The following is a 13,790-nucleotide window of genomic DNA, read 5'->3' as shown; positions in this document are numbered from 1 at the left end:
GGTTGTGGCCTCAGGCGAACGGGTGTCATTGTTCGCCCAGTTATTAATGCGCCCGGGCTCGGCCCTGCCCCCCCTGTATCTGGACAGCAAACCGTTCGACGATACCACCCGCCAGCAACTCTGTGCCGGGCTGGGCCTGCAAGACACTCAGGATTCGCTGCAACTACTGATCAGCTCCGACAAGCCTGCAACCCGTACGATCGAGACGGTCAGCGAGATCTATCGGCAAGCGCGAATCGCTCGCCTGTTTGGCGTATCGGTCGTGGAATGCCGACAATTGGTGCAAATGCTCGGGAATGCGAACCTTCTCACGCAGCTGCGCAACCCAACGTTGCGCGAGAACCCGCAGGGCATGACTGACTTTCTCGATATGCTCATGTCCCTGGAATGGGCCAGTCGTTGGTTTAAGGAAAACGGCAGCAGCCTGGCGCTGTTCAGACGCCAGCTATTGCTGGATCAGCAGGTCCAGGACCCGGCCATCAACCAGCTATTGATGGCGTTCGTGACCTATGACCAAGGGTCTTTTTCCAAAGCGTTGCAACAGCTCAATTTTTCTCAGCAACCCACTGGCGAAAAAGATCGCTTGCCCGCTATTGACTGGGAATCCTTGGCCTATACAGCGCTGCAACGGATGCGTGCCACTACCAGCATCGAGGTGGCGCTCGATCAAGTGCTCTCTCCCGTTCAAATCAGCACGGACCCTCAACGTCAGGCAGACTTGATCGACCAAGAGAAAGCTAAGCTCAAGACACTGCTGACCACGGTGGGTGGTAAGTTGCGGGCTTTGTCTATACGCCTTAACGCAATCATCCAAGCCGTCCCCCATGCGCCAGGCAATGCCAATGGCTATCAAAAATACGACAATGACCGCCATTACCTGCGCCTGCATGCCCCCGCTGACCCGCCGCTGCAAACCCTCGGCTACTTGATACTGCGGTTACCTCACGCCGCCAATATTCTGCAACTGCCCCTCAGCCCACATGCACTTCATCAGTTCCTGGTCAATCCGCACTGGCTTGCGAGTGAGTACAAAGCGTCTTCGCTGCTTGAACTGACCCCGCACAACCTCTACCTCATGCAGCAGTTCAAACATTGCATCGACCGTAGCGGCGTAACACAAGAGCAGCTCCTCAACTACTTCGAACAAGCCAATAGCCTGCCCAACGGGGCTACGCAGAACGCAAGTAAAGAAACGAACGAGCGTCTCGCTCAACTTTTAAGTTGGAGTGCCAGTGAAATCGACGTCTTCTGTGACCCACTGAAACCTCCACGTATTACCTCAATGGACCGCCTGGACTGGGTGCTGCGCTGCCGCCAAGCCAGCCTCGACACTGGCCTGCCTGCCCACATGCTGATTAAAGCCTGCGAACTGAAAACCGACTCGACATTTGCTCAATGGAAGGTCGTCGGCGAGGCGATCACAAGTGCACATCCTTAACCCATTCACACCCTACTCACATTCGACCTGCTCAAGGATTGATCATGTCTCACTCGCTTAATCAACCGCTCAATGAAAGCCTGCGCGACGCTATGCTCGCGTACTACCTAACCCACAAGGTGCCCACCGCCTTAAAGAAAAAAATCATCAATGCCGATGACCTTTACGAATATTGGCTGCTCGACGTACACGTCGGCCAAGCCGTACCGACCAGCCCGGTAGCCTGTGCCATCTCCAGCCTGCAGCAGTACATCACGCGCATCCAACTGGGCCTGGAGCCAGGCTATGAAAAGCACGGCATGACCGTGCCACAGGACACGTTATGGCGCGAACAACTGCACACCTACGCACTCTGGAACGCCAACCAGCAGTTGCACTATCACCCCGCCAACTACTTGGACCCGACATTGCGGCGTGACAAGACCGACAGCTTTGAGCAGTTGGAAAACGACCTGAGCCAGTATCGAATTCAAGCGGACACCGTCACCTCGGCGGTTCAAAATTACCTGGCCAAGTTCGAGGAAACCGCCAACATACGCACGATCAACGGTTATATCGACGCCGACTTGAGCAACCTGTATAGCGGCACCTATTACTTCGTGGGTAAATCGAGTTCCGAAAACACCTATTACTGGCGCTCCCTCGACCTGTCCAAGCGCTCTCGCTCAGGGCTTTTGCAGGGCGCCTGGTCAGACTGGAAAAAAATCAACTTGTCGGTCTCCGACGCTACCGCCGAGCAAAGTATCCGGCCGGTGTATTTCAATAACCGGCTATTTTTCATCTGGGCCGAATGCATCAAACCCGCCCCCACCAGCTCGCTCAAATCGGCCCCCTCAAATCCAGAGAAAAAAAAACAGCTGACCGAATGGATCAACAGCCGCTACGTCAAGTTTCGCCTCAACTTTTCTTATAAAAAGCACGATGACAGCTGGAGCGCACCCACCACCTGCATTGAGAAATACTGTGCCACCGAAGATGTCAACGCATTGACCTCCGCCTTTCTGAAAACCATTACGCAAACGGTGGCAATCGTCGAAAGCAACGACTCCCCTGTCCTGTTTTTAAGTGTGCTTGCCACCAGCCGCAAAGACCCTAAACAGCAGGAGCAGTTTATTGGAAAGTTTTTCCAGGCTGTGCATATCGACCCGTTCTTCAACATCACCACCCTCGCCGACGGCGGCAGCCCCGAACGCTACAACGTACTGCCCGGCTCACAGGTAGCCGAAGAGATAAACCGACTCCTGGAAGCCTTCGATCCCTCGCAGAAGACAAAAGTACAGGCGGTAGTAAAAGGCGAAGATCAAAGCATCAGTGGGTACTACAGCGAATTGCTGCCTGACACCGCACGGCAATACCTCACCTTCTTTGCTCACAAAAACCAAGGTAACTTGCAGCTCAAGGTGACGCCGCCAAACAAACGGTCGATGGTCATCACGCCGCAACCGATTGACGAAAACAATGACCATTGGAATTTTGAAAACCATCACAAAAAAATAAAAACCCCAGAAATAAATGACGTCTCTTTTGACTCAAACACTAATGAGCTCGTTTTTACTTCCATACTCAGTGGCCATTTCCAGCAATCCTACAGCGTCACTTTAAGTAAACTGGCCCCTCAGGATATTCGTATCATACTGAGAGTCGACGACGCTCTGGACAACCCGAAAGCCACTCAGCTTAAACTGGCCACGGGTTCTAAAATTACCGGCACCACTGACGATATCAAAACTGATTTCTACACGCTTTATTTTAAAAACACGGCCACCCATGATGAGTTCCCCAACGCGGTGCATACCGAGAACGGGTTACTCATTAGCGTTAAGCCCGACGACCAGAACACCGACGGCGTCTCATTGGCAGGTTATTATATCGACAAGAATGCCTTCATCAGTTTATACACAAGTGCCAACAACTCTGTGCATGTCGCCCTGGACCGCTACAGCAAGTACCAAGAAAAGGATAAAAATAAATCGCTGCACACACAAAGTACGTTAACCCTCAAAAATATCGACGTCACTTCGTCCACTTTACGTGCTTATAAGCACCTCATCATGAGCGCCAATTTTAAAGACTTTCCATTCACCGATAAAATCAGTGCCAATTCACATCACATCATCAACTATCAGGACATTGACCACGAAAGCCTCCACGGCTCGAGCCCCGAATTATCTAGCGGGCATCGGGTCACGGCGCGTATTGCACTGACACAGGAGCAGATAAACTCCGGCATCACCCTGATACATGGGGTGGCGACGCTTGAAACTGCCAAGAAAGGCTCGACCATTCTCGGCTATGCCCTAAAAGCGACAAACCTGAAGGTGGCATCTCTCGCCTCTGACACAACGCTCAACCCACAACTGGCGCCGAGGATCAAAAGACAGACATCGGACAAACTCGGCACCGCCGAATTTATTGATTTCTCAACAAGCGCCTCCACCCCGCCTGACGGCCTGCCCACCACCCTTCGCATGAATACCTGTTTTGCCGGCAAGCTGGTCCAGGCGGCCAATGAAAGCCTTGAGCATTTGTTTTCGCTAACGCCGAATAAGTGGCAAGAACCTCCACTCACACTGGGTGGAGCAGCACAGAGCATTGATTTTAACGGAGCTCACGGCAAGTACTTCTGGGAGCTGTTCCTGTACGTGCCCTGGCTGGTTGCCCACCGCCTGAATCAGGAGCAGCAGTATGTCGAAGCCCAAGCCTGGCTCAACTACATCTTCGACCCAGGCCGGTTGGCCGATGAGGCCAGCGAACGCCCTGCATTTTGGGGGTTCAACGAGCTCGTTCGTAAAGATCAGCGCCCCGGTTCCGTCACCCACGACCCACACAAACTGGCGATTCGCTCACCGGTGCATTTTCGCAAAGCAATCTACCTGTTTTACCTCGACATACTGCTCAATCGTGGCGATGCAGCCTATCGGCAGCTCACCCCCGACAGCCTGACTCAAGCCAAACTCTGGTACACGCGAGCCCATCATTTGCTCGGGCCACGTCCCCGCGTCACCACCACTGAACCGTGGGATGAAATCACCCTCGAGCAGTTGACCACAGCGCGCTCTAACGCCCTGGCGAAACTGGAGCAAGTAAACCCTCCAATCAATGTCAACCCTGCGACCGAAGGCACCGCACTGGCTTCGCTCACGGACACCGATAATCTGTACGTCCCTTTCAACACCACGCTGGTCGCGCGCTGGGACAAGCTCAAAAGCCGTCTGCATAACCTGCGGCACAATCTCGACATCACCGGCAAACCCCTGCGCCTGTCGCTGTACGCAACCGCGCTTTCACCTCTCAAACTGTTGGCCAGCCGGAGCAAAGGGGCTTTCGGCGAGGGAGGCGCGGCGCCGTTCATTGATGCGCAGGTCGGCCATTATCGCTTCCAGGTCATGCTGAGCCATGCACTCACGGCGACCGAAGCGGTGATTCAATTCGGCAACACCGTACTGAGCCTGATTGAGCGCAAGGAACAGACTGAATACTTGGAGTTGCAGCAACAACAAGCCTGGGACTTGGCCAATATCGTTGTAACCCAACAACACCAGGCGTTGTTGATCGACGAGAAAAACCGCCAGGCACTCGGCGTCAGTCGAAGCCTCATAGAGTCCAGGATGCGCCACTACGACCACCTGCTCACCGAAGGCATCAGCCCCGCAGAAGCGCACGCGGGCCAACTCTACTTGATCAGTACCGGGTTCGAGACCGCAGGTTCCACAGCCGCCGCAGGGGCCGGCATCGCGATGATAGCGCCGAACATTTTCGGTACAAGTACCGGCGGGATGCGCTGGGAAGGCCCGTTTTATGCCGCACAAGCCTTGGCCCAAGGCGTTGCGACGGCGTTGCGCGGTACTGCCGCAGACCTGGACCGTACCGAGCAATTCAACCGTCGGGCGCAAGAATGGGCGCATGCCCAGGATCAGGCCCGACTCGAACTGGCCCAGGTCGACGCCCAATTACACGCTTATGCCGAGCAGGAAAAAGCCACGCGCCTGCAATTACGCCTGGCCGAGACCTCCCTGGGCCAGGCCTGGTCGAACTACCAATTACTGGCCAAGCGCTTTACCAAAACACAGCTGTATGACTGGCTCAATGCTCAACTGAGCAAGTTCTACTACCAAGTCTATGACCTTAGCCTTTCCCTGTGCTGCACCGCGCAAGCGTGCTGGCAGTACGAAGTCGCAGACTATGAGCGCACGTTTATTCAGCCCGGCGCCTGGAATAACAACTACCGCGGTTACCTGGCGGGTGAAACCCTGAAGCTGTCGCTGTTGAACATGAATACAGCCTATTTGAGCCATAACGTCCGGGACCTGGAGATCGTCAAGACCATCTCCCTGCGTCATCGCCTGGTCGATTGCAAAATCACCACGCCCACAACCGGTACAACCGGCATTGCACCATCGAATACGCAAGACGAGTGGGCCAAGAAAAAACAACGCCTGGTCAATAACGGCACGCTGTGCTTCAAATTGACCGAGGCGCTGTTTGAAGAGGATTATCCCGACCACATCCTGCGGCGAATAAAAGGCATCAGCGTATCCTTGCCCGCGACGCTAGGCCCCTATGAGGACATCAAGGCGATACTGACCCAGACCCACAACGAAATCGTATTACCCACGGGCGTGCGGCACAGCGACATGCGTGCCCATCAGCAAATCGCACTGTCGACCGGGCTGGATGACAACGGCCTGTTCACCCTCAACTTCGAGAGCAACGATCGCTACCTGCCCTTCGAATACACCGGGGCTATCTCCAACTGGACCCTGGAATTCCCCAATCATATCCGGCAAAAGGCGGTACTCGAATCGATCAACGATATCGTCATTCACCTGCGCTACACCGCCAGGGTGCCAGTTGCCAGCGGGGGCAAGGCATGAACGACGATAAGATCAACCTGCAGGTCAATACCCCGTCCCTGCCCAAAGGCGGCGGTAGCATTCAAGGCACCGGCAAAGGCTGGGGCGATGTCGGCGCCAGCGGTATGGCCAGTTTTGAAATTCCCTTGCCGATTTCTCCCGCACGCAGCTATGCGCCGGCCCTGTCACTGACCTACCACAGCAGCGCCGGTAACGGCCCCTTCGGATTGGGTTGGGGAGTGCACCTGCCCGCCATCAGCCGGCGTACCTCCCATGGCGTGCCGGCCTACACGGAGCACGACGTATTGGTGGGCGCCGACGCGCAAATATGGCTACCCGAACGCGATGCCGAGGGTGCAATCGTCAGCCGCCGCCCGGCCGCTTTCAATGGTTTGACCCTGACCATCGCGTACACGGTTACCCGCTACTTTCCCAGGATCGAGAGCCACTTCGACCGTATCGAGCACTGGCACTCGACAACCGATACGGCAGGCTTCTGGTTGATACAACGTGCCGATGGCAGTCAGCACTTTTACGGCAAAACCCCGTTGGCCCGGATTGCCGATCCGGACCACCCGCACCATGTGGCGCAATGGTTGTTGCAGGAAAGCCTGAATGCCCACGGCGAGCACATTTATTATCACTACAAAAAAGAAACCGATCCCTCGCGCTACCCGAGGGACTGTCGAGCCCAGCATTACCTGGAGCGCGTCTGCTACGGCAACTTCACCGCCAAGGAGCAGGAACAGCTCTACCTCTGGCAGACCGACAATGAGCCGGGCATGGGCTGGCACTTTCAGTTGCTCTTTGACTATGGCGAACGCACCCTCGAACTGGATCAGCGGCCGACGTTTGAGGCCACACACAAGTGGCCAGCACGCCGCGACCCATGCTCGGATTTTTCGTTCGGCTTCGAGCTACGCACCCTGCGCTGTTGCAACCAGATTCTGATGTTTCACCACTTCCCCAAGGAAGCGCAAATGGGCGCCGACCCGGTGCTGGTCAAGCGTCTGCTGCTGGAATACCGCGCGCCCAGCCATGTCAACCTGTTGATTGGGGTGCATGAGCAGGCCTTCGACCGCTCGGGCAATAGCGTGAGCCGCCCGCCGCTGGAGTGTTTTTACCAATCGAGCCAGCTCAAGGTGGACCAGCGCCGCTATCAGCCCTTCAGTTCGCTGCCCGGGCTGCATGACAACGATCGTTATCAACTGGTCGATCTGTATGGCGAAGGCCTACCCGGTGTGTTGTATCGCGCTGACAAGAGTTGGTACTACCGTGAACCCCTGAGGCCGCAGCACACGAAAACCGGCGACGAAGTGATTTACGGCGCGGCCCAGGCGTTGGCGCGAGTGCCGGTCGCCGATAGCACCCGGCCCATCCACCAGGTGCTGGCCGATGTGGACGGCGATGGCCGTCTGGACTGGCTGGTTGCCCACCCAGGAATGAACGGCTTTTTCAGCCTGGACGAACAGCGCAACTGGTCAACCTTCACGCCGTTCGATGCGTTCCCCTCGGAGTTCTTCCATCCCCAGGGAATACTCGCCGACTTGATGGGTACGGGGCATCCTGACGTTGCCATGATCGGCCCCCGTAGCGTGCGCCTGTATGCCAATCGCCGAGACACCGGCTTCGCACCCGCCATCGAGGTGCCTCATACACCCGACGACGCCTTGCCGATTATTTGCGCCTCACCCAACGAACTGGTGGCGTTCAGCGATGTGCTCGCCACGGGCCAGCAGCATCTGGTGCGTATCCGTCATAACGAAGTCAAATGTTGGCCGAACCTGGGTCGAGGACGTTTTGCCCGAGGGTTTGTGTTGGCCACGTTGCCGCTCCGTTATGAAACGTTCAAGGCAGCCAATGTGCTGCTCGTCGACCTCAATGGAAGTGGTGCTACGGACTTACTGTATGTAAGCGCTGCTCACCTGTGTATTTTCCTCAATAAAGGCGGCAACGGCTTCGAGGTAGAGCCGATCAAAGTCCCGTGGCCAGAGGGCGTGCGGTATGACGACCAATGCCAGGTCAACGTCGTCGACGTGAACGGCATGGGTTGCCCTAGCCTGATTCTGACCGCCGCCCACCAGACCCCCATTCACTGGCGCTACGATTTTTTCACCCAAAAGCCCAGGTTGCTCCTGCGAACCAACAACAACATGGGCGCTCAGGCCTCGATCAAGTATCGCAGCAGTGCCCAGGAATGGCTGGATGAAAAACATGAGTGCCATGCCAACGGCCAACCTGCGATCAGCCAGTTACCCTTTGCGCTGCTGCTGGTCAGCCAACAAACCCAGCGCGATGAAATTACCGGCAACCAACTGACCCAACACTGGCGCTATCGCCAGGCTTATTACGACCGCACGGACCGCGAATTTCGGGGTTTCGGGCTTGTGCTGCAAACCGACACCGAAAGCAGCAAAGACACGCAACACGCCCAGGGTTTCAGTGCACCCGTGCGCACCAAAACCTGGTTTCATACCGGGCAATCCATCGACATGCCCACCCTCGGCCATAGCGCTCACGACACACAAGCCAAGGCTATGGGCCGCACGCTGGTCAGCCGTTACAGGGTGACGGCCGGGGCGCAGCCGCTGGATCATCACGACGACTTGATCAGTGATCCTGCGCCGCCGCTGGCACGCGAAGTCGCACGCGCACTCAGCGCCAGTGTGCTACGCGTGGAGGTGGCAGCAGCGGACCCGACGCAAGGTGCCGTGCCCTATTTAGTCAAGCAACAGCGTTATCTGATCCGCGAACTGGCGCCGAAGAGTGCCCATACGCCCTATGCCCGGCTACTGCCATTAGCCCTGGAGTCGATCAGCTATCAATATGAAGGGGTGGAAGACGATCCCGTGTGCCAGCACCAGATCAACCTGCGCTGGGATGCCTATGGCTGCCTGGTGCATGGCGTCACCCTACATTATGCCCGCCGTACAAGCGCCCTCAGCTCACCGCCTGCCGTGCTGGTCGATGCTCATCACCAGCGCTGGTGGCGCGATACCCATGACAGCGCGCAACAGTCCTATTACCTGAGCGAAACGCTGGCACAGCACATTCATCTGGACGACGCACAACACTGGCGCCTGGCCTTGCCCTACCGCCAACGAAACAACGCCCTGGTGCTGGGCAAAGCTCCAGCGGCCGACGGGTTAGACCCTGGGCGTATCGCCTATGAGCAGTTCATCGACAACCGCGACGGGCCATTGGCCGCTGGTGCCAAGCGCGAACTGAGCAGCTTGTCGGTGCAGCGCTATCGGCAAGCCGGTGGCCTGGGCAAAACCCTGGAGCCCGGCGTCGCCACTGCACAGGCCTTGACCGATTACCTGGAGACCGCAGAGCTGGATGACAACGCCCTGAATGTTTACAAGGACATACCGGCAATGCCCAACCAACCCGCGGTTGACCTGGTACAAAAGCTCAGCGACAGCGGCTATCACCCCATGGCACTGTTTTTTCTCTTCGACGGCGAGGTGCCGCCCAAGGAAAATCGCCTGTGGTCGATTCGTCGGCACTTTCCCCGCTATGCCAAGGCCTCCCAGTTCTATCGGTTAAGGGCGCTGCGGGCCACCGAGGCCCATGGCGAAACAGCGCTCAACTATGACGCCTATTGGTTGCAAACCGTGCGTGTAAAAATGCCCGACGGTTGCGTGACTAACGCCCAATACGACTATCGATTGCTGCTGCCGACCAAAATTGTCGACCCCAATGGCAATATTCAAGAAGCGCTCTATGACGGTTTCGGGCAACTGCTCGTCAACACCTTTCACGGTCACGAACAAAGCCGCAAAGTGGGGTTCGCCGCCTTGGAGAGCTACCGCCCGCTCAAGCATGTAACGCCCGGGTTTGCCATAGAACACGCGCAGAGCGTGTTGCAGAGCATGGCCAGCGCACACTGCTACGCCCCCTTCAGTTGGATGGGCGCGATCGACCTGGCCCAGGTCAAGCCTGAGTGGATCACCAACGCCTATCTGCTCCCCAGCGGGCATATCCGCATGAGCGCGCGGTTGCGCCTAGGCGCTCGCCAGGCGCTCAGTGACAGCGACAAACAACTCAAGGCGTTGATCGACAAAGCCAGCCAGACCCCGGTACATGGGCTCATGTTGCAAGCCGATCGCTACCCGGACGATGCCGCCCAACAGATCCGCATGACCTTGACCTGTTGGGATGGCTTTAGTCGTACCTTGCAGACCAAGCAAAAGACTGAGCCAGGCCAGGCCAATGCGGTCGACGACATGGGCAACTTGCTGGTCGATGAGATACCCGATACGGCACCCGGCACCTTGAAAAAACAGCTGCGCCAAGTGCACGCCGACTCGCGCTGGCGCGTCAGTGAGCGTGTCGAATACAACAACAAGGGCTTGATCATTCGCGTGTACCGCCCCTATTTCGCTGACAAGTACGCCTACGTCAATGATCAATCCATGCGCGAGTTGGGCCACAGCGACAGACAGTTCTACGACCCTCTAGCACGCCCGACACAGACACTCACCGCCGCAGGATTCATGCGGCGTACCACCTATTGGGCCTGGTACACCGTCAATGAGGATGAAAACGATACCTACGACGAGCTGCAGGCCGCGCCCTCCAAAGCACTGACTGAAGAACGATAAGGACCCGGCTGCGCGGTTGTGGCGAGAAGGCAAGCCTTCTCGCCTTGTAAGCGATGCGCGCTCAACGATGGGGATTGCGTATGCCTGTCACTTTGTAACTGTTCCCCCCCCGATGTTCGAACATCAGCCGATACGCCCCACGCCGGGTAGTGCCCGGGTAACGATACAAATCAGCCGACCAACGTCGATCGCGATGCGGATGCCAACCGACAGCCGCAAAGCGGCGCGCACGCACGTGGCTGATGGTCTGGGCGATACTGCTGCGCTCGGCGGGCCCGAGGTTCAGCGCATCCAAAACAGACGTATCAATATTCAATGGCTGCATCGCTGATGCCAGGCGTGCCGGTTGCGTGCTTAACGGCGAGGGTGAGGGTGGCGACGCGCCCGCGCGCGGTTGACGAGCAAGTCGAGACGGGCCCGCCACTTCAAATTGACTCAAGCTGGCCTCGCGCCCACTCTGCGCTTGGCGCCCTGCCGGGCCCCGCAGCTGTACCGAGCTAAAACCCAGGCGTTTGAGGCTAGGGACTGGATTTCGCTCCCCTTCGAGAATCCCCTCAGCACGTGCCTGCTCTTCAAAAGGCCCGACAAATCCGTGAATACTGTCGCCGGCCGCGTTCGACAGTGTCATGTAGACCCCCTGCTCACCATGCCGACGCTCATAAACAAAAGAGACCAACTTGCTGGTTTCGGCTTCGCTGAGGTTGTGCTGTTGCGCAAGCTCAAGCGCTCTGGTGGTGACCCATTCACCGAACTGTGCCTCGGCTTGCGCGGTCAGGCTGGCGGCCACCTCCGGCCGCGATTGCCAATACTCGGCGAAACGACCAACGCCGAACAACCCAGCGCCCAATGCCGCGCCTACCGTGGCGCCCGTCCACGGTTCAGCGACCACACTGCCGAGCAATAAACCGATAAGGGCCAACAGCACTAAAAGCACTAACCCGCCCCGCAGGCGCGTGGTTTCAGGAGCGTTGGGCTGCTGTCCATTGTGATCGACCTGGGTCAACGGGTTGTTCGCCACCATCACATACAGGTTCAAGCCACCGGCCTCACCGGCCGGATCGGGGTTGATCCAGCGGTGCAGCCACGGGGCGTAATACCTGAAACCGTAGTAATACAACCCACTGGCATCGCGCTCTTTACCAGAGTAACGAACCGTCTTGTAGTTGGCCTCGACGGCGGTTCGGGCCGCCCACCAGGCCGTGCCGCCAAACGGATAAAACGTTTCCTGGCTGATCACCTGCGCTTGTGCATCCAGCTCCAGTGAACAACTGCCCAAGTGGTCCGACACGTTCAAGCGCACCTGAGTGTCTGCAAGTCCATCAGGACAACCGTGCTCCCATTGCAAGATCCGCGCGCGAGTGCGCCCCGACGAGCTAATCAGTACGTTCAACTGCTCGCCGGTCGCGGTGTTACGTCGAATTTCCAGGCCCGGCAAATAGCGCACCTCCTCTATGTGGGTGCGCGCGTGGCTGCGAGCCCTGCGCCGCTTGAGAACCCGTTGCCCGGCGCCGTCATACGCATACATTTCGTCATCGTCGGCGCCGTCTTCGCCGCGCGCAACTTGCACCACGCGCATCAGTTGGTTCCTGGCGTTCCAGGACATCGCCTGCCCTTTGGCCAGCTCAAGCTGATTGCCGCACGCGTCAAAACCGCTGTTCAGGCCGGGCGTGGCGACTCCCGCCTGGTGGGGATAACTGTGGTTGCTGTAGTCGGCCACCTTCATCTGACGGGTATAACCCGACCCGGTGGAGGGTGTATGCCTCAGGGCCTTGAGGTTGCCGGCTTCGTCATACACGTAATGCTGGCGGTAGTTGCGCCATTGGCCGTCATCTACAGCGCCTATCCGTGCGCGAACAGGCAGTGCCGCCTCCATCGACGCCTGTGCATTTTCACGCCCTGTGGCCCCGATCAATTGATAGAGCGTGTCGTACTCGCAGGTGCTGGTGGCATTGACCTGGGTGTTACTGCCCCATCGGACCGGCTGCGCCGCATCTTGGATACGCACCACATTGCCGCAGGCATCATAGGCATAGCTCAAGGCTTGCAGCGGCTCTTTTTTTCGGCCCTGGCGATAGACCGACAGGCTTTTCAAGCGGCTGTCCGCCGTGCCGTATTCCGCCAGCCCAATGAGATCGTTACCAGCCCGTTCCGACAGCCGCTGACCCAATGCGTCGTAGGTGCATTGGTCCACCAGGCGTTGGCGCTGCCCACTGGCGAGCAGCATCGTGCTCGAGGTGAGTTGACCATCAGCGCCGTAACTCAATTGCTGGCGATTCCCTTTGGCATCGACTTGCTCTAAAAGCTGCCCCAATGCGTCGTACTGCCAGGCGGAGACAAAACTGTCGGTTTCCAGTTGAGCGTCCCGCTCCTGTGCTGCAACCGGCCAACTGAGTGTCAGCGGAGTCGGGTGAAAACGCCGGCTTTGGCGAATAACCTCGCCCTGCACCCCATAAGCCTCATAAAGCAGTGCGCCGGCCGGATCATCATGGCGCAGCAGGCGACCACAGCGTTGCAGGCCAGCCTGGGGCGCAGCGCCTGGCGCATAGGTCAGCCGTTCGACACAACGCCGCGCTGGCTGGTCCGCCGCTTGTTCAAAGATGACCAGGGGGCGCAGTTGGGAATCGTACTCATAACTCTGGTGAGAGCCTCGGGCGTCCCAGCGCTCCAGTATTTGACCGCCCACGCCCAAGCGTGACATCTGCCAGCCGGCGTCCACACTCTCGGTACGCAACAACTGCCCCGAGAGGCTGTAATACTGGCGCTGGTTGGGGCTGACGCTGGCCGGTGCCGACTCACTCAGCGCGTGCAGCCGAGGGTCCCACTGTTCCAGCTGCGACCCTTGGCTGCCAAACACCCGGCGCCCGATCCGTCCGCGGGCCCGATCCTGCTAGG

The 13,790-nt window shown here is 57.9% G+C and carries 4 protein-coding genes; 3 read left to right on the top strand and 1 reads right to left on the bottom strand.

Annotation, left to right across the window (positions count from 1 at the left end):
* Positions 1-28: 28 nt before the first annotated feature.
* Genes E0F99_RS25065 through E0F99_RS25055 form a run of 3 tightly spaced genes read left to right on the top strand, consistent with a single transcriptional unit; the run spans position 29 to position 10,898 of the window.
* Positions 29-1,438, top strand: coding sequence for a hypothetical protein (locus tag E0F99_RS25065; protein WP_207303099.1), 1,410 nt, complete (start codon positions 29-31; stop codon positions 1,436-1,438).
* Between the two features lie 44 nt (positions 1,439-1,482).
* Positions 1,483-6,312 (top strand): Tc toxin subunit A-related protein, encoded by a 4,830-nt coding sequence (locus tag E0F99_RS25060; RefSeq protein WP_083357595.1) that lies wholly within the window; start codon positions 1,483-1,485, stop codon positions 6,310-6,312.
* Complete coding sequence (locus E0F99_RS25055) at positions 6,309-10,898, top strand: SpvB/TcaC N-terminal domain-containing protein (protein ID WP_083357594.1); 4,590 nt, start codon at positions 6,309-6,311, stop codon at positions 10,896-10,898. The genes E0F99_RS25060 and E0F99_RS25055 overlap by 4 nt, the downstream gene beginning before the upstream one ends.
* A gap of 61 nt (positions 10,899-10,959) precedes the next feature.
* Here E0F99_RS25055 and E0F99_RS25050 read toward each other — a convergent pair whose 3' ends face one another.
* Positions 10,960-13,752, bottom strand: coding sequence for an RHS repeat-associated core domain-containing protein (locus tag E0F99_RS25050; RefSeq protein WP_242626931.1), 2,793 nt, complete (start codon positions 13,750-13,752; stop codon positions 10,960-10,962).
* Between the last annotated feature and the right edge of the window lie 38 nt (positions 13,753-13,790).

This window comes from Pseudomonas antarctica, assembly GCF_900624995.1.
In the GTDB taxonomy this organism is placed as follows: domain Bacteria; phylum Pseudomonadota; class Gammaproteobacteria; order Pseudomonadales; family Pseudomonadaceae; genus Aquipseudomonas; species Aquipseudomonas antarctica.
Note: the sequence above shows the minus strand (reverse complement) of the source record. Positions and strands in the feature narration are given on the sequence as shown.